Raw genomic sequence first — 24910 nt, forward strand, 5'->3', positions numbered from 1 at the left:
GGTGGACCGGGGTGGAGCGATCGTCTAATCCGGTGTGACGAGCGTGGGCGAGCATGTCCGTCTCACGCAGAGCCAGCCGGAACGCCCGCGACTCCGGGGGCGCGTCCGCTCTCCTTGGGGAAAGGCGGAACATGAAGGCTCTAGTACTGGCTGGCGGTCTCGGGACGAGACTCCGTCCCTTCAGCTACTCGACCGCCAAGCAACTGATTCCGGTCGCGAACAAACCGGTGCTGCACTACGGCCTCGAAGCCGTCCGGGACGCGGGCATCACCGATGTCGGCATCGTGGTCGGCGGCACGGCCGAACAGATCAGGGAGTCGGTGGGGTCGGGCGAACGGTTCGGCCTCTCCGTCACCTACATCGCGCAGGAGGTGCCGATGGGTCTGGCACACTGCGTGGCCATCGCCCAGGACTTCCTCGGCGATGACGACTTCGTGATGTATCTGGGGGACAACCTCGTCCTGGGCGGCATCCAGGGGGTCGTCGACGCGTTCCGCGGCGCACGGCCGGCCGCGACGCTGATGGTCGGCAAGGTCGGGAACCCCGCCGAGTACGGCATCGCCCAGGTGGACGGCGCCGACCGCGTGACCGCAGTGGCGGAGAAAAGCCCCGAGCCGTTCAGCGACCTGGCGATCGTCGGGGTCTACGTGTTCTCGCCTACGGTCCACGAGGCCGTACGCCGCAACGCCCTCGGCAGCCGCGGCGAATACGAGATCACCGACGCGATCGGCTGGCTCATCGACCACGGCCATCCGGTGACGGCGCATACCTGCGCGGACTACTGGCGGGACACCGGGCGCGTCAGCGACCTGCTGGACTGCAACCGCGAGATGCTCCGGCTGCTTGTGCCCGGGATCCACGGCCGGGTCGACGCGGATTGCGAGATCCTCGGGCCGGTGCGGATCGAGGAGGGTGCGCGGGTCGCCGGCTCGCGCATCAGGGGCCCCGCGCTGATCGGGCGGTCCGCGGTGGTGAGCGGCAGCGTCATCGGCCCGCACACCTCGGTCGGCGACCACTGCGTCCTCACGGACGCGGGGGTGGAGGGGGCGATCCTGCTCGACGGCGCCTCGGTGCGCGGGGTGCCCGCCATCCGGGACTCGGTGATCGGGCGGGGCGCGGTCGTGGACCGCGCGGACGAGTCCCATCATCTGGTGGTGGGCGACCGCAGCCGGGTGGTGATCCGGTCATGAGGATCCTGGTCACAGGGGGCGCGGGGTTCATCGGCTCGCACTATGTGCGCGGTCTCCTCAACGGCCGGCACCGGGGGTTCGAGAGCTCCCACGTCACCGTCGTGGACAAGCTCACCTACGCCGGCAGCACCGAGCTGCTGCCGATGGACCATCCCCGCCTCACCTTCGTCAAAGGCGACATCCGCGATGCGGAGCTGATGGACGATCTGGTCGCCGGGCAGTCAATGGCCGTGCACTTCGCGGCCGAATCCCACGTCGACCGCTCGCTGGACGACTGCGGCGACTTCGTGACGACCAATGTGCTCGGCACCCAGCGGGTCCTCGACGCCTGCCTGCGACACCGGGTCGAACGGATCGTGCACGTGTCGACCGACGAGGTCTACGGCTCGATCGAGAATGGCGACTTCCACGAGGCGGACGGGCTCCGGCCCAACTCCCCCTACGCCGCCTCCAAGGCGGGCTCCGACCTGCTCGCCCGCGCCTACCATCGCTCGCACGGCCTGCCCGTGGTCGTCACCCGCTGCTCGAACAACTTCGGCCCGGGCCAGTATCCCGAGAAGATCATCCCCCGGTTCGTGCTGCGCCTGCTGCGCGGGGAGAGCGTTCCGCTGTACGGCGACGGCCTGCACCGCCGCGAGTGGCTGCACGTGGACGACCACTGCCGCGCCGTGCAGCGGGTGCTCGAAGCCGGTCTGCCCGGAGAGATATACAACATCGGCGGCGGCACCGAACTCAGCAACCGGGAGCTCACCGACCGCCTGGTGGCGCTGTGCGGAGCGCGGCCCGACCAGGTGCGGGCCGTTACCGACAGGAAGGGGCACGACAGGCGCTACGCGCTGGACTGGAGCAGGACCCGCGAGGAACTCGGCTTCGCCCCCCGGGTCCCGTTCGACGAGGGGCTGGCCGATGTGGTGCGGTGGTACCGCGAGCACGGGACCTCGGTGTGGGGCGCGGGCGCCGGGCCGGGGCGGGAGTAGGAGCAGAGCGGGGACAGGGCTCAGGCGGAGGCGGTCAGTCCTCTGGCGTAGGCGTGGGTCAGTTCCGGGAAGCTGTAGAAGACCTGCCCGGTGTCGTCGCGGCTGAGTGTCAGCAGATGGCAGTCCACCATCCGTTCAAGAGTGAGTTCGGCGTCGATGGCGCCCCAGCGCAGCGCCCGTGCTGCCGACCTGGCGGTGAACCGCGAGGTCGGCAGCGTGCAGAGCACCCTCATGGCGCTCTGCTCCCGCGCGTCGAGGCTCAGGTAGAAGGCGTTGAGGCGCTCCAGTGGGTCGAAGTCGCCGGATCGCAGGCCGTCGAGTCGGCCGACCGGGGACTTCATGAGCCGGACCAGCTCGCCGAGGGAGAGTTCGGGCTGTGCGGCGAGCCTGCTGCCGAGCCCGCACAGGGCGAGGGGGAGCGCGTCGACCAGCTCGACCAGCCGTACGGCCGACGCCCGCTCCGCCTCCACCCGCCGCTTGCCCACGATGCCCGCGAGGAGCTCCAGCGCCTCGGCCGGCTCCAGGGGCCGCAGCTCGATGGTGTGGCCGTACTCGAAGCCGTGCAGGCGGAAGCGGCTGGTGACGATGACCGCGTGGTTCGAGTCGGCGGGGATGAGCGGGCGGAGGTCGGCGGCGGACGTCGCGCCGTCGATCACGATGAGCAGCCTGCGCCCGGCCGCCAGCGACCGGAAGAGGTTCGCCTGCTCGCCCGGATCGTCGGGGAGGTGCACGGACTCGCCGCCCAGCGCGCGGATGAATCCGGCCAGGACGTGGGCGGCCACCCGGGGCGCCGGGGCGGCCGTGGGGAACTCGGCGTAGAGCTGCCCGTCGGGGAAGTGCCGGTGCAGGCCGTGCGCGGCGGCGACGGCTAGCCCGGTCTTGCCGACGCCGGACATCCCGCTGATGACGACCACCGGCGGGGCGGCGCCGGGGACGCGCTCTGCCTCGGGGCCGAGATGGGCGACGATCTCGCGCAGTTCGGCGCGGCGGCCGACGAGTTCGGGGACGAAGGGGAGCTGCGCGGGCGGTAGGGCGGCCGCCGGGAGCCAGCGGTGGGCGGGGCCGCCCTGCGGGACCGGCGGCGACTGGTCCGGGTCGAGCAGGGTCCGGTGCACCTGCTGCACCTCTCCCCCCGGCTCGACGCCGAGTGCGGCGCGCAGGTTCGCGCGCAGCTTCCGGAAGATCTCCAGCGCCTCGTATCGCCGTCCTGCGAGGTGGAGGGCCGTCATGAGGGCCGCGTGGAAACGCTCGTGCAGCGGGTGCAGCGCGACCAGCGACTTCAGCTCGCTGATCAGCTCCAGGTGCCGGCCGAGGTGGAGATCGGCGTCGATCGACAGTTCCAGGGCACGGAAGCGCGCCTCCTCCATCTGGGTGATGTAGGCGGAGAGCAGCTCTCCCGCCTCCACATCGACGAGCGCGGCACCCCGCCATACGCCGAGCGCCTCGGTGAGCACCTCGGTACCGGCGTCGAGTTCGCCGTTGTCCAGGAGATTCCGGCCCTCGTTCGCCAGGCGCTCGAAGCAGTGCACATCCACGGCGTCGTCCGGGATCCTGAGCATATAGCCCGTCTGCGCGGTGTGCAGCGGCTCTCCCACGCCGTGGGCGATGAACATGGCCCGGAGTTTGTATATATAGGTCTGCATGGTCGTCATCGCGGTCTTGGGGAGATTCTCGCCCCACAGTTCGTCGATGAGTTCGGCGGCGCGCACGATGCTGTTTCTGCGGAGGGTCAGCAGCGCGAGGAGCTGTCGCTGCTTCGGAGCGGTCGGGGTGATGTCCTGGCCGTTCAGCGTCATTTCCAAGGGGCCCAGAATGCGGATTTTGAGATCACTGTTGACCGACATGTCTTCTCCTGAGGCGATGGTTCGCAGGTGCTTGGACATTACGGGAGATTGCAGGGTTTAACAGATCGCGCGGTGACGAACGTCAGCTATCTTGGTCACACCGAAGCGGCGGGGGTCTGACGGCAGGAGTGGTGATTGGGGGAGTGTGATGTCTCGGCGTACGGCCGGCTCTCGCCCTTCCCCTCGGACTGCTGTCCTCATGGCAGAGGACTCTGGGCGGATTTCAGTCGCGTGTCGCTTGAAGTCCGCTGGGGCCGGAGTGGTGCCGTGTCCCCCTCGGGTCGGCGGAAGTTCGCCGTGGAAACTCGGGACACGCACGCGGACACCCGCCCCTGGCGGCCCAGGGGCGGGCGGGTTCGGTCGCGCGTTCAGCGGCTCATCTTGCGGTAGCGGTGCACCGCCAGCGGGAAGAAGATCGCGGTGACCAGCGCGGGCCAGACCACGGCCATCAGCAGGGCGTTCTCCGACAGCCACGACGTCCCGCCGGTGCCCGGGTTGTCGAACAGCTCCCGCGTCGCCGTCACCGTCGCCGACATCGGGTTGAGTTCGGCCACCACCCTGAGCCAGCCGGGCATCTGCTCGGGGGAGACGAAGGCGTTGGAGATCATCGCGATGGGGAACAGCGGGGTCCACACCGCGGCCGCTGCCTCGGGCGTCTTGACGAGCAGACCGAGATAGATGCCGATCCAGACGATGGAGATGCGCAGCAACAGCAGCAGGGCCACGGCCGCCAGGCTCTCCAGCAGCGAGCCGCCTGCCCGCCATCCGACCACGAGGCCGCACAGCACCAGCACGCACAGGCCCATCACCGAGTTCATCATGTCGGCGAGGCAGCGTCCGGCGACCACCCCGACCCGGGACATCGGGATCGAGCGGAACCGGTCGGTCACGCCCGCGCCGGCGTCGTCGGCGACCGCGGTCACCGTCTCTCCCACGCCCATGATGATGACGAGCGCGAACAGGCCGGGCATCAGGAACTCACGGTAGTCGCCGCCGTTCTCCACCGTCATGGCGCTGCCGAAGACGTAGCCGAAGAGCAGCACCATCATCCCGGGGAAGAGCAGCCCGGAGAAGACCTGGGCGGGGCTGCGCACCCAGTGGACCAGGTCGCGCTGGGCGACCACCCAGGTGTCGGTGACCGCCCACCGCAGCCGGCTCAGGGGCGTGCGTGGGACGGCCACGATGCGGGTCGGGGCGTCGCGCGGGGTACGTACGTCCGTGACGGTCATGCCGGGACACCCTCTTCCAGGATCTCGTCGTCGCCTTCCGCTTCCTGCGCGGACTTCGGCCGCGAGCCGGTGAGCCGCAGGAATACCTCGTCCAGGGTGGGCCTGCGCAGGGAGATGTCCTCGACCGCGACGCCCGCCGCCTCCAGTTCGCGGGCCAGCACGCTGAGGGCCGTGAGCCGGTCGGTGACGGGTGCGCTGACGCGGCGTGCCTCCGGGACCGTCTCCGGTTCGCCGGTGGCGACCCTCGCCAGGATCTTGGCGGCCTGCGGCAGGGCGTGCGCGTGCCGGAGCAGCAGATCGACCTGGTCGCCGCCGATCCGTGACTTCAACTGCTCCGGTGAGCCGGTCGTGATGACCTGCCCCTGGTCGACCACCGCGATGTCGTCGCACAGTTGGTCGGCCTCGTCGAGGAAGTGCGTGGTGAGCAGCACGGTGGTGCCCTGGTCGACCAGGCTCCGTACCGAGCGCCAGACCTCGCTGCGGTGGCGGGGGTCCTGGCCGGTGGTGGGTTCGTCGAGGAACAGCACATCGGGGGCGGCGATGAAGCTGGCGGCGATGTCCAGCCGTCGCCGCATCCCGCCGGAGTAGTGCTTGACCTGGCGGTCGGCGGCCTCGCCGAGCCCGAACTGCTCCAGCAGCGCGTCGGCCCGCCTGAGTGCCTGGCGCTTGCCGAGGTGGTAGAGCCGCCCGAAGAGCATGAGATTCTGACGTCCCGTCAGGACGTGGTCGGTGGTCGTGTTCTGGCCGATCAGACCGATTCGGGTGCGCACTTGACGGGCCTCGCGGGCGATGTCGTGCCCGGCGACCTCGGCGCGCCCGCCGTCCGGGCGCAGCAGGGTGCACAGGAGCCGCACCGTCGTGGTCTTGCCGGCACCGTTGGGGCCGAGCAGCCCGCACACGGTGCCCGCCCTGACCTTGAGATCCACACCCTTCAGGGCCTCGGTTTTCTTGAAGTTTTTCCGCAGCCCTTCGGCCACGATCGTAAATTCGGGGGCACTCATTACTCGCCCTCTTTCTTGTTTTGGCACGGAGCCTGGTGTGCCGGACGTTCCGCAGGCTACCGCTTTCCTTTATGTGCGCAACCCGCCTCCGTACGGCCCAGAAAGTAAGGGAACGTGGGCGGCCGGGAGAGGCTGCAGCCAGTATTCCGGAAGGGTGATTCGGCCACTTCTCATGGAATGTTGCCCACAAAAGGGGACCGCGTAGTATGCGCGGCGGAAAGGCGTGCGCAATAAAGGAGGTCGCATGAATCGGCGGGTGGAATGGAACGGGCTGGACGCCGTACGGCCGTCGGACGCCGGCTATGAGGGGCTGGCGGCCCGCGGGTTCGCCCGCTTCCGGGGCCGGCCCGACGAGGTGTGGGCGGTCCACTCCGCCGCTCACGTCGAACACGCGCTGCGCAGTGCCGTGAACGCGGGGCGGCGGATCGCCGTGCGCAGCGGCGGCCACTGCTTCGAGGGCTTCGTGGCCGACCCAGAGGTGGGCGTCGTCATCGACATGTCCGCGATGACCGAGGTCTGTTTCGACCCGGCACGGCGGGCGTTCGCCGTGGAGCCCGGTGCGCGGCTGGGCGACGTCTACCAATGCCTGCTCGACGGCTGGGGGGTGACGTTACCGGCCGGCGCGCATCCGGAGGTGGGGGCGGGCGGCCACATCCTGGGCGGTGGTTTCGGGAAGCTGAGCGGGCTGCACGGGCTGGCTGTCGACCATGTGCACGCGGTGGAGGTCGTGGTCGTGGACGCCGGGGGAGCGGTGCGAACGGTCGTCGCCACGCGTGACGCGGACGACCCGCACCACGACCTGTGGTGGGCGCACACCGGGGCGGGCGGCGGGAACCTGGGGGTGGTCACCCGGTACTGGCTGCGTTCCCCCGGCGCCGACGGGGAGGAGCCCTCCCGGGCGCTGCCCCGGCCGCCCGGGACGGTGCTGACCTTCTCCGCCGACTGGCCGTGGTCCGAGCTGGACCGGGCGGCGTTCACGCGGCTCACCCTCAACTACGGCGCCTGGTGCGAGCGTCACAGCCGGCCGGGCGACCCGGCTGCGGCCCTCTTCAGTGAGCTCAACCTGCGGTCGGCCGCGCGCCCGGCGGTCGAACTGGCCGGGCAGGTCGCCGTCGAGGAGGGCGGCGAGGAGCTGATGCACCGGCACATCGCGGCCGTCGGCGACCGGGTCGGATCCCGGTTCGAGCTGCGCTGCGAACGGGTCCCCTGGCTCGTGGCCGCCCTCGACAACGACGGTCCCGACCCGCTCGACCGGCGGATCAAGGCGAAGTCGGCCACGGCCCGCACTCGGCTGACCGAGCGTCAGGCACACATCGCGTACGAGTACTTGTCTCGCGCCGGGGAGGCCGTCCCCTACGGGCTGCTGGCGATGCACACCTACGGCGGCAGGGCGCGCGCGGTCCCGCACGACGCGACGGCGGTGGTGCATCGCGACGCGACGATGCAGCTTCTCTACGCCACCGCCTGGGACGATCCGGCGGACGACGCCGCGCAGCTCCGGTGGATCCGGCGGTTCTACCGCGACATGTACGCCCACACCGGCGGCGTCCCGGTGCCGGGACCGGCGAACTCGGGCTGCTACATCAACTACCCCGACGCCGACGTCGCCGACCCGCGCCTCAACACCTCGAAGGTGCACTGGAGCAGGCTGTACTACGGCGACAACTACCCGCGGCTGCAACGCGTCAAGGCCGCCTGGGATCCGCAGAACATCTTCCGCCATGCACTGTCCATCCGCCCGGCCGCCGGCTTCTACCAGGGCAGGACGGCGGTTCGAAACCGAGACCTCACCGTGCTCCTGGCCGCACCCCGCGGCCGGGGCACTCCCGTCACCGCGAGGTGCCCCGCGGGCACTCGCAGACCGAAGGAGAAACCTTGAGCTTCACATTCGGCATATACCCCAGCGGAGACACCGGTGCGGAGGCGGACGGCACCCCGATGGCGACCCCTGACGAACCGGAGCGAATCGCCCAGGCCCTCCGTGATCTGCAGGGCGGCGACCGGCCGTTCCGGGTCCGCGCCTACCGTTCGTTCGCCGAGACGGGCACCACCCTGTCGTACCGGACGATGGGCAAGCCGACCACCGCCGACAACCTCTGGGTGAGCCTGGTCGCACCGGAGCGCTACGCCACGGAGGGGCGCTCCCTCGATCTGGTGCTCGCCTACCAGGAGGAGTCCGGGCGCCTCGACGCCTGGCTGGAGTTCATCCGCGCGACCGTCCGAGAAAGCGGCGCGCACATCTCCTCGTTGCAGATCTGCGAGGAGCCGAACGTCGACAATCCCATTCTCGACGGCAGCATGCCGAACGTGCTCCAGGCCCTCGTCGAAGGGGTGATCGCCGCCAAGGACGAGGCGCTGAAGGCGGGCCACTCCGGGTTGCAGGTGGGCTTCAACGCCGCCGTCTCGCTCGACCCCGACGACGCCTTCTGGAAGGGCCTGGGCGCGCTGGCCGACGAGCGGTTCCACGGCGCCCTCGACTACGTCGGATTCGACTGCTTCCCGGACGTGTTCATGCCGGTACCGATGGCCGAGCTGACGGAGCGGGTGGAGGGGCTGCTCACCTTCTTCCGCGGGACGAGCCTGACCGCGCTGGCCGGCATCGACCCGGCCGTGCCCCTCCGCATCGCCGAGAACGGCTGGGCGACCGGCCCCGGCCGTCCGGAGGAGCGCCAGGCCGAGGTCATCGAGACGGTGGTCCGCACCGTGTATGGGCAGCGCGACGCCCTCACCATCGACGGCTACTGCCTCTACGCGCTGCGCGACGCCGACAGCTCCAGCGACGACAAGTTCCACCGGTTCGGGATCATGCGCGACGACTACACCCCGCGCCCGGCCTTCGACACCTACCGCCGTCTCGTCGCCGAACTCACGGTCTGACGGCCCGGCGGCCCGGTCCTGGACCCGGCGTCGAACGAGATGCCATCGGCCGCTGTGAGGCTCCACCCCGTCCGGAACCACGGCACAGCACGGCAATACGACACGGCCACAAGGAAGAGAGAGGTGCGGAGTTGCGGATCCTGTTCACCACCTTTCCCTGGAAGTCGCACTACTGGACGATGGTCCCGACGATCTGGGCGTGCCGCGCCGCGGGTCACGAGGTGATCGTCGCCAGCACGCCCTCCCTGATCGGCACCATCACCGGCTCGGGCGTGCCGGCGGCGGCGGTCGGCCGGGACATCGACCTCCCGGAGATCGCCCGAAGCCGCCGGCTGGCGGCCTGGCACGACCACGAACGCTGGCCGGCCGACTACCCGGCCCACCCCGAACGGCTGACCGACGGCCAGCGTGACGTGCTGGCCGGACTGGCTGAGCTCCAGGTGGCCATGGCGGAGGCCATGGTGGGCGGGCTGGTGTCGCTGGCCCGGCGCTGGCGCCCCGACCTCGTCGTCCACAACACGGTCACCCTCGCCGGACCGGTCGCAGCCGAGGTCATGGAGGTGCCGTCGGTCAGCCACCACTGGGGCGGTCCGGGGCTGCACCAGATCGAGATGCGCGGGCTGGGCACCGAGCCGCTGCCCGCGTACGCCCGGCTCTTCGAACGGTACGAGACGCCGGTGCGCACCGCGCCCGGCCTGTGGATCGACATGTGCCCGCCCAGCCTGCAGCTCCCCACCTCCTGCCCCCGCGCCGTGGTCGGGTACGTGCCCTACAACGGCACCGGGCAGGCGCCCGACTGGGCGCCGCGGCCCTCGGAGCGGCCGAGGGTGTGCGTCACCTGGGGAGAGACCACGATGCGGCTGCTCGGGCAGGACGGCCTGCGGATGTTCCGGGCGGCCGTGGACGCCGTCGCCGGCCTGGACGCGGAACTGGTGATCGCCACCACCGAGGACCAGCGTGCGGCGCTCGGCGAACTGCCGCCCGGCGCACGGGTGCTGACGTCGGTGCCGCTGCACCTGATCGCCCCCACCTGCCACGCCGTGGTCCACCACGCGGGCTCGGGAACCCTGCTGACCAGCGCACGGGCGGGCGTACCGCAGCTCACGATCACCCGCAGGCCGGAGCCGACCCTCGCGGGCGAGCGGCTCGTGGGCGTCGGGGCCGGCCGGCATCTGCGCCACGACGAACTGGCCGGGAACGACGCGGCCACCGAGGTCATCCGCGCGGACGTCGAGAAACTGCTAACCGAACCCGCGTACCGGAAGGCGGCCGAGCGGCTGCGCGAGGAGATGGCGCGGCAGCCGGGTCCCGCCGCCGTCGTCCCGGTCCTGGAGACCCTCGCCGACGGGACCGAGGTCCCGGTCGGCGCGTCCATCGGCTGAACCGCCGCACCGCTGAACGGAGCTGACAGATGCGTGTCCTGATCGCCACCTCCGGGTGGCCCACCCACTTCTATCTGATGACCCCACTGGCCTGGGCGCTCCGGGCGGCCGGGCACGACGTGCGCATCGCGACCACGCCCTCCGGCACGCCGGCCGTGCTGGCGGCCGGCCTGCCCGCAGTCACCGTCGGCGACGACATCGACTTCATCGGAATCCGGCAGCGCGCCCTGCCCCACGAGCTGTCCGACGACGAGATGCCGGAGAGCGACGAGGAACTGCGGGAGCTCATGGAGGACGAGGGGTTCGGGGAGATCCTCTCGGCCTGGCAAGAGGCGACCTTCGGAGCCACCTCCGACCTGGTGGACCTCGCCCGCTCCTGGAGTCCCGATCTCGTCGTCGCCGACACCATGTCGGTGGGCGCAATCGTGGCCGCGCACGTCGTCGGTGTGCCGGCCGTCCGCCATCTGCTCGCCACCGACATCCTCGGCTCGCTCGAAGGCGAGACGCTCCTGAGCACGTTGCCGGGGTTCGCCGAGCGCTTCGCCGAACACGGCGTGCTCCTGGAGGGCGACCCGGCGCACCTGACGCTCGACCCGTGTCCGCCGAGCATCCAGCCGCCCCCGAGCCCCAGCCGTACGCAGCTGCGCTGGGTCCCCTACAACGGGCAAGGCGTCATGCTGCCCTGGCTCCTCGACCCACCGCCGAGACCGCGGGTGTGCGTGACCTGGGGGACCTCCTCGGTATGGTCGGCGGGGCAGGAGAACTTCCTGGTGCCGCGCGTCGTCGCGGTGCTGTCGGAGTTCGACCTCGACGTGGTCGTCACCGTCGGCCCCGGCCAGCGTGAACTGCTGGGCGACCTTCCCCCCGACGTACGGGTGCTCGAATCGTTCCCCATCCATCTGCTGATGCCGACCACCGAGGTGCTGATCCACCAGGGCGGCTCCTCGTCCATGCTCACCGGCGGCTACTACGGGGTGCGGCAGCTCTCCCTCCCGTACCTGCCCGAGCAGCAGAATGACGCGGCTGCGCACGCCGGCACCGGCGCGGGCATCGCGCTGCCCGCCGAGGAAGCGGACGAGGAGCGGCTGCGCGAGGCGCTCGACGCGCTGCTCAACCAGCCGTCCTACGCCGAGGGAGCCGCGCGCCTCCAGGAGGAGATCCACGCGCAGCCGACCCCCGTCGAGACGGTCGGCGTCCTGGAGGACCTCGCGCGGCGCTGACGGACAGCCGCACTGGCAACGGAGAACGGCCCTCGCCCCACCGGCCGGTGGGGCGAGGGCCGTTCTCCGTTGCCGGTGCGGTGAGTCAGTTCTTGGCGCCCACGTACAGGCCGCGTCCCGAGGGACCGCCCTCCATGAACTCGGCGGTGAGGCCCGTGTCCCGCATGGCCGCGAGGTAGGTCTCGACCGAGAACAGCGACAGCACCTGCGTGTCGGTGAAGTGCCGGATGCCGTCGGCGTCGGCCACCAGGAACTGGCACTGCAGATGGTGCGCGCCGTCCCGGATCACCCCGTGCGACACGCGGGCCACCGTGACGTTCTCACCGTTCAGGATGTCGCTGGTCCCCCGGTTGTCGATCGCCTTCTCAGGGCGCCACCATGGCTCGATGACCAGCAGACCGCCGGGGGCCAGGTGCGCCGTCATCGCGGCGACCGCCCGCGACAGGCCGGCCTCGTCGAGATAGGCGATGGAGCTGTAGAGGCAGGTGACCACGTCGAAGGTGCGCCCCAGCTGGAAGTCGCGCATGTCGGCCTGGGTGACGGTGACGTCCTTCAGCTTCGCCTGCGCGGCCGTGACCATGGCCTCGGCCAGCTCCACTCCCTCGACGCGCTCGAACCACTTGCGCAGCGAGGCGAGATGCTCTCCCGTGCCGCAGGCGACGTCCAGCAGGGACGCCGCGTCCGGCCGGCGTTCCTTGATCAGGCGTGCCAGATCGTCGGCCTCTTGTGCGTAGTCCTTGCCGCGTCCTTGATAGACCAGGTCATAGATGTCGGCGTGGTCCTGTCCGAACAGCATGGCGTCCATACCTCTCGTGTGTTGGTTGGCCCCACAACCGCGCCGACGGTGCCATCGCCGCCTCGTAAACGAATGGCTGACCGCTGACCCCGGAGCCGTACCAGCGGCGCACCTCCTTTTCGAGCGGGCTGCTAAACGCCCCTGACAGCGTCTGCCGGACACCGGGGATTCATGATCAGGAGGGAAGAACGTATGCGGGTGCTCTTCAACACCTCTGGCTGGCCCACCCATCTCTACATGGTCGCGTCGCTGGCCCAGGCGTTCAGGACCGCGGGCCACGAGATCCGTGTCGCGGGCCCGCCCATGGGCCGGTCCGCCGTTCTCGCCGCCGGATTGCCGTTCGTCGAGGTCGGCCGGGACGTCGACTTCATCGAGATCCGCCGCCGGGTGCTGCCCTACGAGGCGCAGTGGGAGGAGGTGGGCTACACCGAGGACGAGCACGACGCCGGACCGTGGCTGGAAGAGGCGCGCCGGCTGTCCGGCATCGGGGACGTGCTGTCGGGATGGCAGGAGACGGCGTTCACGCCCACCGCCGACCTGGTGGCATTCGCCCGCGCGTGGCAGCCGGAGCTGATCGTCACGGACGACATGTCCCTGAGCGCGCTGGTGGCCGGGCACGTGACCGGGGTGCCCGTGGTGCGGCACCTGCTGGCCACCGACGTCATCGGCTCGGTCGAGGCCGAGGACCTCTTCCTGGAGGAGATCCCGGGCTTCGCCGAGCACTGCGCGGTGTACGGGATGGAGCTGAGCGGCGACCCCGCCGCCGCGACGGTCGATCCGTCCCCGCCGAGCATGCAGCCGCCGGCCGGCCCGCGGCGGCACGCGATGCGCTGGGTGCCCTACAACGGGCCGGGATCCGCCCCCGACTGGCTGCTGGAGCCGCCCTCCCGGCCGCGGGTGTGCGTGACCTGGGGGACCTCCACGGTGTGGTCGGCGGGCCGCCGGCACTTCCTGGTCTCCGACATCCTGGAGGTGCTCGCCGGATTCGACGCCGAGATCGTGGTCACGGTGGGCAGCGGTCAGCGGGAGATGCTCGGCCTCGGCCAGGTGGGCGCGAACGTCCGGGTGCTCGAATCGATGCCCCTGCACTTCCTGATGCCGAGCTGCGACCTGGTCATCCACCAGGGCGGCTCGTCCACGATGCTGACGGCCGCCTACTACGGAGTCCGTCAGCTCGCCGTCCCCTACCTGCCGGAGCAGGTGGCCGACGCGCGCTCGCACGCGTCCACGGGCGCGGGCCTGTGGCTGTTCGGCACCGACGAGGCCGACCGCCACTCCGTGCACGCCAGTGTGGACGCGCTGCTCCACGACCCGCAGTTCCGGGAGGCGGCGGACCGCCTGCGCCGTGAGATCGCCACGCAGCCGTCGCCCGCCGAGACGGTACGGACCCTGGAACGGCTGGCGGCCTGACCGCCGTACGGAAATCAACCGGGCAGCACCGAACGGGCAGCACCCCAGGGAGGGAGAGGGATGGACGCGAACAGTCCGCTTCCGGCAGCGCGTTGGATCAACGAGGTGAACACCGCCTACTGCCGGTCCAAGGTCCTGCACAGCGCGGTGGAGGTGGGGGTGTTCCCGCTGCTGGCGGACGGCCCCGCGACCGCCGGCCAGATCATCGAGTCGCTGGGCCTGCACCCGGACCTGGCCCACGACTTCCTCGACGTCCTCGCGGCCCTCGGCTTCCTCGAACGGGCCGACGGGACGTACCGCAACACCGCCGCCACAACGCTGCTGCTCCCCGGGGGGGAGGTGTACCTCGGCGGCAGCGTCACGAGCCACGGCCGCATCCACTACGACGCGTGGGGCCGTCTGACCGACGCGCTCCACGACGGTGCGGCGAAGTCCGGCGCCGTGGCGGGCCCGGACGCGTTCGCCCGGACCTACGGCGATCCCAAGCACCTGCGTCGCTTCATGGCCCACATGGATGCGTTCAACTTCTTCGTCAACCACGAACTCGCCCGCCACATCGAGTGGGACCGCTACACCTCGTTCGTGGACGTGGGGGGTGCGCGCGGCAATACGGCGGCCCATCTGGTGTGCGCCCACCCGCACCTGCGCGGCACGGTCCTCGACCTGCCCGCGGTCGAGCCGCTGTTCACCGAGCACATGGCGGCCCACGGCACCACCGGCGCGGTGACCTTCCAGGCCGGGGACTTCCACCACGACCCGCCGGTGCCCGCGGACGTGGCGCTACTCGTCCACGTACTGCACGACTGGCCGGTGGCCGACCGGCGGCGGCTGGTGACGCGGGCGTGCGAAGCGGTGCTCCCGGGCGGCACAGTGGTGATCGTCGACGCGCTGCTCGACGAGGACCGCGCCGATCCCGACGCCCTGGTGCAGAGCCTGCGGTGCCGGCTCATCCGCGACGGTGGTTCGGAGTACACGGTGTCCGACTGCGAGGACTGGCTACGGGCCTGCGGATTCCGCGTGCACCGCGTCCGGCGCGTCGAGACCGTGACCCGTGACGCGGTCGTCGTCGCGGTGCGCGACTCATGACATCCCGGACTCCCCGGCACTCTCCCGCCACGCCCGTCGCGGACGACCGGTGGGCGCTCGCCCCGCTGGTGACGGGCATGGGCATCGTCGCGCCCAACGGGCTCGGACTTGAGGCGTACTGGTCGGCGACGCTGCGCGGCCGCGGCGGCATCGACGACGTCTCCCTGTTCGACGCCGCCGGCTACCCGGCGACGCTCGCTGGCGAGGTCTCCGGGTTCGACGCTGCCGTTCATCTGCCGGGGCGGCTGCTGGCCCAGACCGACCGGATGACGCGGCTCGCGCTGGTCGCGGCCGAGCAGGCGCTGGCCGACGCCGGGCTCGGGCCCGAGGAGGCGGCCGGGGACGACAGCGGCGTCGTCACCGCCAGCGCGTCGGGTGGCTTCGAGTTCGGCCAGCGCGAGCTGCAGAAGCTGTGGAGCAAGGGCAGCCGGCACGTCAGCGCCTACCAGTCCTTCGCCTGGTTCTACGCGGTGAACACCGGTCAGATCTCCATCCGCCACGGCCTGCGGGGGCCCAGCGGCGGCGTCGTCACCGAGCAGGCCGGCGGGATCGACGCGATCGCCTCGGCCCGCCGGCACCTGCGCAAGGGCGCCCGCCTGATGGTCACCGGCGGGGTGGACTCGGCGCTGTGCCCGTGGGGCTGGGTGGCTCAGCTCGCCTCCGGCCGCGTCAGCTCCGCCCGTGACCCCCGCGGCGCGTACCTGCCGTTCGACGCTTCGGCCCGCGGGCACGTACCCGGCGAGGGCGGCGCGATCCTCGTCCTGGAGGACGGGGACTGCGCCCCCCGGAGCCGCCCCTACGGCCGGATCATGGGCTACGCTGCCACGTTTGACCCGCCGCACGGCGAGCCGCAGTTGGGCCGGGCCGCCCGGTGCGCGCTGGATGACGCGGGGCTCCTGCCCGGCGACGTGGACGTGGTCTTCGCCGACGCCGCCGGAACCGCGGAGCTCGACCGGGCGGAGGCCGCAGCGATTGCCGAGGTCTTCGGCGCGTACAGCGTGCCCGTGACGGCGCCCAAGACGATGACGGGGCGGCTCAGTTCCGGGGGCGCCGCGCTGGACGTCGCCACCGCCCTGCTGGCCCTCCGGGACCAGGTGATCCCGCCCACGACGAACGTCACCCGCCCCGCCCCGGGCCTCGCCCTCGACCTCGTGCTCGACGAGCCCCGGGAGGCGCCCCTGCGCCGCGCCCTGGTGCTCTCCAGGGGGCACGGCGGCTTCAACGCGGCCATGGCCCTCGGCCCCGCGCCCCGATAGGGCGCGGGGCCGTGTTCCTTCATGCGGCTCCGCCGCGTGGGGGTACCCCTTGCTCGGAGGGCTTGGGGGAGCACGGACAGGGGCTCCCCCTGCCCAGCAAGTGCCGGTCAGCTCCTAGGACTTGTCCGGCCGATCATGTGACTACTCCGTTGTCGTGTCGTTGATGTGGGCATGGGGCGGGGCGATCTGACAGATGCCGAGTGGGAGCGGCTGCGGCCGTTCCTGCCGGTCAGCAACAGGCGTTGTGGCAGGTGGCGAGACCACCGGCAGGTGATCGACGGGATTTTGCACCGGGTACGGACCGGCGTTCAGTGGCGTGACCTGCCTGAACGATTCGGCCCGTGGAAGACGGTCTACGAACGCCACCGCCTGTGGTCGGCCGACGGCACCTGGGAGCGGCTGCTCCAGCAGGTTCAGGCCGCAGCTGACGCGGCGGGTGAGATCGACTGGGACGTCTCGGTCGACTCCACCATCGTGCGGGCTCATCAGCACGCGGCCGGCGCCCGCACCGAACCACCGCCGGCGCCCGCCTCAAAGGGGGATGCAGCGGCAGAACACCAGGACGAGAGGCCGTGGCAGAGCCTCCTCGCCCGCCTGGTGGAGGTGGTGCAGGAGGTGAGGGCCTGGGCCGCTCGCGCGGCGGGTTCATCACCAAGCTCCACCTGAGGGCGGACGGCCGCTGCCGCCCGCTGTCCCTGATCGTCACCCCGGGACGGCGGGCGGACTGCACCCAGTTCAAGCCGGTGCTGGAGAAGATCCGTGTCCCGCGGACCGGGCCGGGCAGGCCGCGCAGGAAGCCTGACAGCGTCGCGGCGGACAAGGCCTACAGCAACGGTCCCTGCCGCGACTACCTGCGACAACGTGGTATCCGGCACACCATCCCGGAGAAGACCGACAGCCAGGCTGCCCGCCGGCGCAAGGGCTCACGCGGCGGGCGGCCACCGGGCTTCGACGAAGAGCGGTACAAGAAACGCAACACCGTCGAACGGGCCATCAACAGGCTCAAACACGCCAGAGCCGTGGCCACCCGCTATGACAAGCGCGGCTACGTCTTCCTCGGCACCGCGACCGCCGCAGCCCTCGTCATCTGGCTTCGCGCATGATCGACCGGACAAGTCCTAAGCGGCGAGCCCCGTGAGGGAACGTACGACCTGGGCGGGGGTGGGCTGCTCCTGGATCTCCCGGAGCAGCCGCTCGGCTGCCTCCCGGTAGCGCGGCTGTGCCAGCAGGGCGGCGCAGCCGTCGCGGACGGCATCGGCCGCCGCCTCGTCCTGGGGAATGCAGCGGCCCGCCCCGGTCGCCTCGTGGGCCCGCGCGTCGTCGACCTCGGCGGCCATGGTCGGGACGGACATCTGGGGGATCCCGTGCCACGCGGCGGTCAGGATCGTGGAGGAGCCGCCCTGATGGACGATCAGGTCGCAGGTGGGGAGCAGGAGATCGAGCGGCAGGGACTCGACCACCTTGACGTGCGGCCCGACGCCCCGCATCGCCTCGCGCTGGCCCGGCGCGACGGCCGCGACGACCTCCACGTCGAGGTCCTTGAGGGCATCGGCCACCTGGGGCGCCAGGAACTCGTCCTTGCCCGCCGACCCCCAGGTGACGCAGACGCGTGGGCGTTCCGGCGGGTCCAGCAGCCACCCGGGCGCCGCACCGGGGCCGTTGTAGGGGACGAAGCGCATCTGGAGCCGGTCCGGGCCCGGCGGGAGCTGCATGCTCGGGGGCATCGGATCGACGGTGCGGTGCGCCGGGTCTCCTTCGAAGCGCGCGCCGAAGCGCGCGAAGTGCTCGGCGAACCCGGGCAGCGCGCCGAGCATGACCTCGCTCTCGGTGGAGCCCAGGACGTCGGTGGACAGTAGCTGCCGTACGGCCGGTACGCCCAGGACGTGCGCGGCGACCAGGCCCCCGGCCGGGACCGGGTCGGTGACGATCAGTTCGGGGCGCCAGGACCGGGCGAAGCCGACGATGTCCTCGGTCCCGGCGAAGGCGACCTCCTGCCACGCGGCGATCATGTCTTCGGCGCCCTGTCGCGCCATCAGTTCAGCGGCCTGCTCCGCGGATTCCGGGGCGGCGTGCCCGGCGTCCTCGTGCGGCTGGATCCTGCGGCGGATCTCCATGTAGTCGATGTCGGGGCCGAGGGCCACAGCGGGCAGGCCGGCGCCGCAGACGGCGGGGACACCGGACGGCGTGCAGCCCACCAGCAGTTCGTGCCCCGCGGCACGGAACGCCCAGGCCAGCGGGGCCATCATGTAGAAGTGGGTGGGCCAGCCTGAGGTGATGAACAGAACTCGCACGGGGGTCCTTTCCCTTGGCGGTGAGGTGGGGAGGCCGAGTGCGGGGAGGGCGAGGGGACGGCGGCGTCCCCTCGCGCTGGTTCAGGGGAGGTCGTCACGGGTGACCGCCCGTTCGCGCACCAGCCAGCGCCCGTCGGCGCGCACCAGCGTGTCCTCGCAGACGCAGCTCCGGTGCAGCCGCGGCTCGCTGTTCCGGGGCGTCGCGATCACCAGCGCGTAGCAACTGGCCCGCACGGCCGCCGGGTCCGGCAGCCGGTCCACGCTGAGCATTCCGTGCCAGTGCCGGTGGACCTCGCCCCGTTCGGCCAGGTCGCGCGCGGCGCGGCGCACCGCGGAGGCAAGGGCGTCCCTGCCGCGCAGCGGCTGCGGCAGGCCGGGCAGCGCCATCCGGGCGTCCTCGGTGAAGGTGAGGGACCACTCCTCGGCCGCCCCGTTGTCGAGGCAGCGCATCTGGCGGGCGTAGAAGTCCTGGATCCCGCTGTAGAGAGTGGGGAAGGCGTCGGGGTCAGCGGACGGACTCGGCATGGCCGGCCCCCTCTCCGTGCGCGGAGCTGCCCTCGTGGCCTTCGTGGTCCTCGGGTACGAGCGCGAGGGCCCGGCACCAGCCCGCGCCCGCCCCGGCGATCTTCACGGGAGGGCAGCAAACCGTGAACCCGACGGACCCGGGCAGGGCCGAGAGATTGGCCAGCCGCTCGATCTGGCAGTACTCGCGGTCACGGCCGGCGAAGTGGGCGGGCCACAGCACGCCGTGGTCCCCGGTCGTGTGGAAGCGCTCGATGATGTCGGTGAAGGGCGCGTCGAGGCTGAAGGCGTCGGTTCCGATGACCCGCACGCCCAGGTCGAGGAGCAGGGCGGTGGCCGAGGCGTCGAGCCCCACGAAGTCAGTGAAATAGCGCCGGTCGCCCGCCCAGCGGGAAGCTCCGGTGCGCAGCAGGACGATGTCGAGCGGGGCCGGGGTGCGGCCGATGCGGGAGAACTCGCCCTCCAAGTGCGCGGCGTCGGCGGTACTGCCGGCGACGCCGGTGAGGTCGAGGAGCACGCCGGGCCGGTAGAACCAGTCCAGGGGCATCTGGTCGATCGTCCGGGGCGTTCCGTAGCTGCCGACGGAGCCGTAGTGCGCGGGGGCGTCGACGTGAGTTCCGCTGTGCGTGCTGAGTTCGAGGATGTCGATGGACAGGAACTCGCCGCCCGGGAGGTGCGCGGGGTCGAAGTCGAGGCCGAACTTCTCACGCATCTCCTCACTCATGTGCCGGGCGCCCTCGGCGTGGGAGATCACCCGGTGCTCGACGGGGTGCGGCTCCCAGCCGGCGGCGTCCACCGGGGTCGAGAGATCGACGATTCGCACGGTGCGGACCTCATTTCCTCTGGTCGGCGACGAACAGTTCGGAGGCGACGCGGACCGGCCGGTTCCCGAACGCGATCCGGCGGGTCATCCTGTGCTGGAGGGGGGTGCGTCCGAGGATCCTGGCGATCCGGGGGAAGACCCGCGCGCCGATCCCTCCGACCGAGAGCATGCTTCTGCTCTGGATGCGCTGGATCCTCATGACCGCGACGATGTCCCGCCGGCGGGCCCGCTCGTACTCCCTCAGGAGCGAGACGGCCTGGTCCGGCGCGCGCAGCGCGCGCATCAGCACCGGGTGCAGCAGGGCGGCGTCCTGGAGGGCGAGGTTGATGCCCTGGGAGCCGAGCGGACTGAGCGTGTGGGCGCTGTCGCCGAGGAGCACCAGCCCCGGCACGCTCCAGCGCTCGGCTCCGGCGGCGAAGACATCCAGGAGCGTGAGGTCGCTGAGGCTGGCGAGGTGTGCGTCGATGGCGTCCGCGTAGCCGGGCACCGTCGTGCGGATCTGCCGCTTGACGTGGTCGATGCCCTGCTCCGCCGCGGCGCGGTAGCCGCGGTGCGGCAGTGTCCAGCCGAGCTGGACGCCGTCCGGATATGAGCCGTAGGCGAGCACGGGGTTGCCCCGGCCGCGGTAGATCCGCACGCTGGACGGCGGTTCGGGCCCGCTCGGGATCTTGAACCACAGCACATCGAGGTCGAAGAGGTCGAATCTGCGGTTCCGGATCCCGGCCAGCCGGCGCACCTTGGAGTGCCGGCCGTCGGCGCCGATCACGCAGTGCGCCCGGATCTCCCCGCGCCCGCCGGCTCCGCCGACCTCCGCGCCGCGGACGCCGGCCGCCGAACGAAGCAGCCCCTCGACCCGGTGGCCCGACAGATCGGTGAAGCCCTCGTACCGGCGGCAGGCTTCCAGCATCTCGGCCAGCAGGTGCTGCTGCGGGAGGCTCAGGAGGCAGTTGTACGGCGCCGGCAGGGCCCGGTAGTCCACATCCAGCAGCGGGCGGTCGCCTTCCACGAGTTGGAAGCGGGAATGCTCCCAGGCGCCTCTCTCCCGGGCGCCGGAGAGCACGCCGAGCTGGTCGAGCACCGCGAGACCGCCCGGCTGGATGACCTCTCCCCGGTATTCCCGCCGCAGCGACGGAGAACGCTCGACCACGGCGACGCGGGCACCGGAACGCAGCAGAAGCAATGCGAGGGTCATTCCGGCCGGCCCGCTGCCGACAATGCAGAAGTCGGTGTCGATGTCAGGCACGGTTCGGCTCCTCCGAAAGGCTGCGGCTGGGCCCCGTGAGGCAGGATCCGGGAGACTCTCACAGGGGGCGCTAGAGCCTCCGTCCATTCCGGGTTGCCGCACGGGTGACGGCAGGGGTTGCGGCCCGGGCGGGCGACGGTGAGCTGCGCGTACGGGTGCCCACCCGGCGTCCGGGCGTCGCCGACCAGCGCCATGCAATCCGATTTCGAAACGCCCGTGGAATGGTGACGGGAAACGCAAGCCGCACGGAAGCCGCACGGAATCGGAATGCGCTTCTCATGGATGCGCCGGAGGAAACGCGTCGGCGAATCCACCGGCGCGGCGCGGCACCTCATCCGGATCGATCAGACCCTTTGTGGTCGGCTGACCTGAGAGCAGTGATATGAGCATCGCGTACTCGAAAGACAGCGTCGTCCCCTTCAACGTCCCCTATGTCTCCAGGAACGAGGCGGACCACATCCGGGAGGCCCTGGCCTCCGGAAAGGTGGACGGCGACGGCCCGTTCGCGGACCGCGCCACCACGCTGCTGAGGAAGGCGACCGGGGCGGGCGCCGCGCTGCTCGCCCCGTCGTGCACCCACGCCCTGGAGATCGCGGCGCTCGTCCTGGAACTCCGCCCGGGGGACGAGGTGATCATGCCTTCCTTCACCTTCCCCTCCACGGCGAACGCGTTCGCGCTGCGCGGTGCGGTGCCGGTGTTCGTCGACTGCCGGCCCGACACGCTCAACCTCGACGAGCGGCTGCTGGAGCCGGCGATCACCGAGCGCACCCGCGCCGTCGTGGTGATGCACTATGCCGGTGTCTCCTGTGAGATGGACGAGATCCGGCGCGTCGCGTCGCGGCACGGGCTGCCGATCGTCGAGGACAACGCGCACGGCCTCGCCGCCTCCTACCATGGCTCGGCGCTGGGGACCTTCGGCGTCCTGGCCACGCAGAGCTTCCACGCGACGAAGAACATCCAGTGCGGCGAGGGCGGGGCCCTGCTGGTGAACGACCCCCGACTGCTGGACGGCGCGGAGATCGCCCGCGACAAGGGCACCAACCGGTGCCAGTATCTGCGCGGGCGCGTGGAGAAGTACCGCTGGATCGAGCTAGGGTCCAGCTATCTGCTGTCGGAGGTGCTCGCCGCCTACCTCACCGCGCAGTTGGAGGACATGCCGCGGATCCAGGAGCGCAGGCACGCCGTCTGGAACCGCTACCACGACCGCCTCGCCGACTGGGCGGAGCGGCACCGGATCGCCCGGCCCGCCGTGCCGCCCGGGTGTGAACATCCGGCACATCTGTACTACTTGCTCCTGCCCGACCAGCCCTCCCGTGACGCCGTGCTGGCCCACCTGAACGCGCACGGGGTCCAGGCCACGTTCCACTACCAGCCGCTGCACACCTCCTCGGCGGGACGGAAGTACGGCCGGAGCGCGCCCGACGGCTGCCCGGTGACTGTGTCGGCCGCCGACCGGCTGATCCGACTGCCCCTGTTCGCCGGGATGACGACCGCCGAGACGGACAGGGTGGTGGACGCGCTGCTCTCCTACCGTCCGGCGTGAGGCCGGACCGGCTCAGCCGTCGTGCAGCAGTTCCCTGGTGTCCCGCTCGATGGCGGCACCGGAGGCCAGCGGGAGCACGGGCCCGGTGTCGTACTGCTGCACGTAGGCCCGGCTGATCTGGTGGAAGGCGTAGTAGGTCTCCGCGCGGGGGCATCCGCTGGTCCGCAGGCGCAGGAAGTGGCTCTCGGCCAGCCGCATGAGCAGCGCGTCGATGTCCCCGACGGCGTACCCGAGCTGTGCGGAAGCCTGCTCCCGGTTGAACCGGCCGCCCGGCAGCAGACCGAGCAGCAGGCAGGCGTGCTGCTCCTGCGGGGTGAGCCGGGCGAAGCTCGCCTGGTAGCGCGAGCCGATGTCGAGGTCGTCGAAGCACAGCAGGCTGAGGCGGGTGCGGGGGTCCGACATCTTCCAGACCATGGCCGACAGCACATGGCCCCGGCGGGCCGCGCGCCGGGTGGCCACGACGCGTGCCGCCACGGCGCGCAGCGCGAGCGGCAGGCCACCGCACAGCGTCACCAGCCGTTCGGCCGCGCGCGGTTCCCGGGCCACCAGCTCCCGGCCGACGATTCCGGCGAGGAGATCGACGCCGTCCGCGATGTCCAGCACCTCCAGCGGGATGACCATCGCGCTGTGCAGGCCGTGCACCTGACTCGTCACGAGCACGGCGCAGGAGCCGGAGCCCGGCAGCAGGGGCCGCACCTGGGCGGCCGACACGGCGTCGTGGAGCAGGACGAGCAGTCTGCGTCCCGCGGTCAGGGTGCGGAACATCTGGCTGCGCTCGCCGAGACCGGCGGGAATCCGTTCGGGGGGCACCCGCAGGGCGCTGAGGAACCCGTGCAGGACGTCCTCCGGCCGCCGCGGGGCCGCCGGGGCGCCGGTGAGGTCCGCGAAGAGCTGGCCGTCGGGGAAGTGCCGGCGCACCCGGTGGGCGGCGCGCAGGGTCAGCGCGCTCTTGCCCACCCCGGGCATGCCGGTGACCCAGACGATGGGCAGGCTGCTCACCCCGCCCCGCTCCCCGGTACCGGTCACATGCCGTTCGATGAGGTCCAGTTTGCGGTGCCGCCCGCGTAAGTCGGTGACATCCGGGGGAAGTTGCGCGGGTGTCGGGCCGGTGACGGTGGCGGTGGCGCGGCCGGGGGAGGCCCCCGGGAAGCGTGCGGCGATGATGTCGCCCTGCAGGCGCCGCAGTTCCTCCGACGGGTCGAGCCCGAGCTCCTCGACGAGGGAGTCCCGCAACCGGTCGTAGACCGCGAGGGCCTCCTTCTGACGCCCGCAGCGGTGCAGCGCGAGGATGAGACGGACGTGCAGGCTCTCGTGCAGCGGATGCTCGGCCAGCAGCGTCTTGAGCTCATTGATCGTGGAGTCGTAGCGCCCGAGCTGGAGCTCGGCGTCGAACCGGAGCTCCAGCACATGGAGCCGGGTCTCCTCCAGCGCCGTGGCCCGGCGCGCGCTGAGCGCGCCGAGGGGTGCGCCCTGGAGCACGGGAGCGCGCCAGGCGGCCAGGGCCCGCGACAGCAGACGCGTCGCCGCGGCGGGCTCGCTGCGGCGGAGGGCCGCCTGCCCCTCCGCCGTCAGCCGCTGGAAGCGGCCGAGATCCAGGCGCTCCTGAGGAACGGTCAGCACATAGCCGTTCGGCCGGGTCTGAATGACCTCGTCGGCGCACGGGGGCGCGGAGCGGATGCCGTACGGGCCGTCGGCGGTGAAGGCGCGCCGCAGCTTGTGGATGTAGGTCTGCAGCGTGGACTGCGCGCTGGCGGGAGGGGACTCACCCCAGACCTCCGTGATGAGGTCGCCCGTTTGCGACACCTGCTGACGGTGCAGAGCGAGAAATCCCAGCACCTGCTGGAGTTTGGGCGCCGTCGGTGTCAGTGCGACGGAATTCTTGACAACTTCCAGTGGACCCAGAATATTGATGTGAATGCCAGGGGAATGATTGCTGGCATTCCTAAGAGAATCGCCGTCCATGTCCATGCCGTCTTAAATTCCCTCCCCCTGCGACCGGGCACTACCAGGCAAAACATGGTCAGTGATGGGTCGTCAGCTGCCGAGGCCGCGCCCCCTGGTAAAGCTGTTTCGGTCGTACGGTGTCGATGTGAGGCGGCGCTATTGACGGGCCGCTCTTCCCCGTTACTAATATCCACCATATGGGGAGCCCTTGGTTAAGGCAAGGTATAGCAGTGGTTTACCTTCGAGTGCCGGGCCCGCTCCGTCTCTTTATTTGAA

General features: G+C 71.2%; 20 protein-coding genes. 11 read left to right on the plus strand and 9 right to left on the minus strand.

Annotated elements, in window-relative coordinates; genetic code table 11:
• The first annotated feature begins 131 nt into the window (after positions 1–131).
• A complete protein-coding gene (locus NMN56_RS34025) occupies positions 132–1190 on the plus strand; it encodes a glucose-1-phosphate thymidylyltransferase (protein WP_274047089.1) in 1059 nt (352 codons plus the stop codon).
• Positions 1187–2167, plus strand: a complete 981-nt coding sequence (rfbB, locus tag NMN56_RS34030; protein ID WP_274047088.1) for a dTDP-glucose 4,6-dehydratase — start codon at positions 1187–1189, stop codon at positions 2165–2167. The genes NMN56_RS34025 and rfbB overlap by 4 nt, the downstream gene beginning before the upstream one ends.
• A 20-nt stretch (positions 2168–2187) precedes the next feature.
• On the opposite strand, the gene NMN56_RS34035 is transcribed toward rfbB, so the two are convergent.
• The 3 genes from NMN56_RS34035 to NMN56_RS34045 all read right to left on the minus strand — a co-directional run bounded on the left by NMN56_RS34035 (position 2188) and on the right by NMN56_RS34045 (position 6241).
• Positions 2188–4011, minus strand: a complete 1824-nt coding sequence (locus tag NMN56_RS34035; RefSeq protein WP_280842931.1) for an AfsR/SARP family transcriptional regulator — start codon at positions 4009–4011, stop codon at positions 2188–2190.
• 368 nt (positions 4012–4379) lie between these two features.
• Entirely contained in the window at positions 4380–5240 is an 861-nt protein-coding gene (locus NMN56_RS34040; RefSeq protein ID WP_274047086.1) for an ABC transporter permease, read from the minus strand.
• Positions 5237–6241: an ATP-binding cassette domain-containing protein gene (locus NMN56_RS34045; RefSeq protein WP_274047084.1), complete on the minus strand. Its 1005-nt coding sequence runs from the start codon at positions 6239–6241 to the stop codon at positions 5237–5239. Before NMN56_RS34045 ends, NMN56_RS34040 begins: the two co-directional genes overlap by 4 nt.
• A gap of 244 nt (positions 6242–6485) precedes the next feature.
• On the opposite strand from NMN56_RS34045, the gene NMN56_RS34050 reads away from it, so the two are divergent.
• The 4 genes from NMN56_RS34050 (at position 6486) to NMN56_RS34065 (ending at position 11720) form a co-directional block, all read left to right on the plus strand.
• Complete coding sequence (locus NMN56_RS34050; RefSeq protein WP_274047082.1) at positions 6486–8120, plus strand: FAD-binding oxidoreductase; 1635 nt, start codon at positions 6486–6488, stop codon at positions 8118–8120.
• Positions 8117–9118: a hypothetical protein gene (locus tag NMN56_RS34055; protein ID WP_274047081.1), complete on the plus strand. Its 1002-nt coding sequence runs from the start codon at positions 8117–8119 to the stop codon at positions 9116–9118. The genes NMN56_RS34050 and NMN56_RS34055 overlap by 4 nt, the downstream gene beginning before the upstream one ends.
• 131 nt (positions 9119–9249) lie before the next feature.
• Positions 9250–10500 carry a nucleotide disphospho-sugar-binding domain-containing protein gene (locus NMN56_RS34060; RefSeq protein ID WP_274047080.1) on the plus strand — a complete coding sequence of 417 codons (1251 nt, stop codon included), beginning with the start codon at positions 9250–9252 and terminating at the stop codon, positions 10498–10500.
• A 29-nt stretch (positions 10501–10529) separates the two neighbouring features.
• Positions 10530–11720 (plus strand): nucleotide disphospho-sugar-binding domain-containing protein, encoded by a 1191-nt coding sequence (locus NMN56_RS34065; RefSeq protein ID WP_274047079.1) that lies wholly within the window; start codon positions 10530–10532, stop codon positions 11718–11720.
• A gap of 85 nt (positions 11721–11805) precedes the next feature.
• Here the strand turns inward: NMN56_RS34065 and NMN56_RS34070 are convergent, their stop codons facing one another.
• On the minus strand, positions 11806–12516 hold the full coding sequence (locus tag NMN56_RS34070) for a class I SAM-dependent methyltransferase (protein ID WP_274047077.1): 711 nt from the start codon (positions 12514–12516) through the stop codon (positions 11806–11808).
• A gap of 171 nt (positions 12517–12687) precedes the next feature.
• On the opposite strand from NMN56_RS34070, the gene NMN56_RS34075 reads away from it, so the two are divergent.
• From NMN56_RS34075 to NMN56_RS34090, 4 genes are all read left to right on the plus strand, one after another.
• Positions 12688–13926, plus strand: coding sequence for a nucleotide disphospho-sugar-binding domain-containing protein (locus tag NMN56_RS34075; protein WP_274047075.1), 1239 nt, complete (start codon positions 12688–12690; stop codon positions 13924–13926).
• 60 nt (positions 13927–13986) lie between these two features.
• Positions 13987–15012 (plus strand): methyltransferase, encoded by a 1026-nt coding sequence (locus NMN56_RS34080; RefSeq protein ID WP_274047074.1) that lies wholly within the window; start codon positions 13987–13989, stop codon positions 15010–15012.
• Positions 15009–16268: a ketosynthase chain-length factor gene (locus NMN56_RS34085; RefSeq protein ID WP_430542783.1), complete on the plus strand. Its 1260-nt coding sequence runs from the start codon at positions 15009–15011 to the stop codon at positions 16266–16268. Before NMN56_RS34080 ends, NMN56_RS34085 begins: the two co-directional genes overlap by 4 nt.
• 171 nt (positions 16269–16439) lie before the next feature.
• Positions 16440–17371 (plus strand): IS5 family transposase gene (locus NMN56_RS34090; RefSeq protein ID WP_274047072.1). Its coding sequence is split into 2 segments (ribosomal slippage): positions 16440–16772 and positions 16775–17371, totalling 930 coding nucleotides; the frame shifts between segments, so codons are not numbered across the junction.
• A gap of 15 nt (positions 17372–17386) precedes the next feature.
• On the opposite strand, the gene NMN56_RS34095 is transcribed toward NMN56_RS34090, so the two are convergent.
• The 4 genes from NMN56_RS34095 to NMN56_RS34110 all read right to left on the minus strand — a co-directional run bounded on the left by NMN56_RS34095 (position 17387) and on the right by NMN56_RS34110 (position 21147).
• On the minus strand, positions 17387–18559 hold the full coding sequence (locus NMN56_RS34095) for a nucleotide disphospho-sugar-binding domain-containing protein (protein ID WP_274047070.1): 1173 nt from the start codon (positions 18557–18559) through the stop codon (positions 17387–17389).
• Between the two features lie 81 nt (positions 18560–18640).
• Positions 18641–19084 carry a nuclear transport factor 2 family protein gene (locus NMN56_RS34100; protein ID WP_274047069.1) on the minus strand — a complete coding sequence of 148 codons (444 nt, stop codon included), beginning with the start codon at positions 19082–19084 and terminating at the stop codon, positions 18641–18643.
• Positions 19065–19904, minus strand: coding sequence for a cyclase family protein (locus tag NMN56_RS34105; RefSeq protein ID WP_274047068.1), 840 nt, complete (start codon positions 19902–19904; stop codon positions 19065–19067). Before NMN56_RS34105 ends, NMN56_RS34100 begins: the two co-directional genes overlap by 20 nt.
• 10 nt (positions 19905–19914) lie before the next feature.
• Positions 19915–21147, minus strand: coding sequence for an FAD-dependent monooxygenase (locus NMN56_RS34110; RefSeq protein WP_274047067.1), 1233 nt, complete (start codon positions 21145–21147; stop codon positions 19915–19917).
• Positions 21148–21529: 382 nt separating this feature from the next.
• On the opposite strand from NMN56_RS34110, the gene rffA reads away from it, so the two are divergent.
• Positions 21530–22690 (plus strand): dTDP-4-amino-4,6-dideoxygalactose transaminase, encoded by a 1161-nt coding sequence (gene rffA / locus NMN56_RS34115; RefSeq protein ID WP_274047066.1) that lies wholly within the window; start codon positions 21530–21532, stop codon positions 22688–22690.
• 12 nt (positions 22691–22702) lie between these two features.
• Here rffA and NMN56_RS34120 read toward each other — a convergent pair whose 3' ends face one another.
• A complete protein-coding gene (locus NMN56_RS34120; RefSeq protein ID WP_274047065.1) occupies positions 22703–24658 on the minus strand; it encodes an AfsR/SARP family transcriptional regulator in 1956 nt (651 codons plus the stop codon).
• Between the last annotated feature and the right edge of the window lie 252 nt (positions 24659–24910).

Origin of the sequence: Streptomyces iconiensis, from assembly GCF_028657195.3 — a bacterium.
GTDB classification, from domain to species: domain Bacteria; phylum Actinomycetota; class Actinomycetes; order Streptomycetales; family Streptomycetaceae; genus Streptomyces; species Streptomyces iconiensis.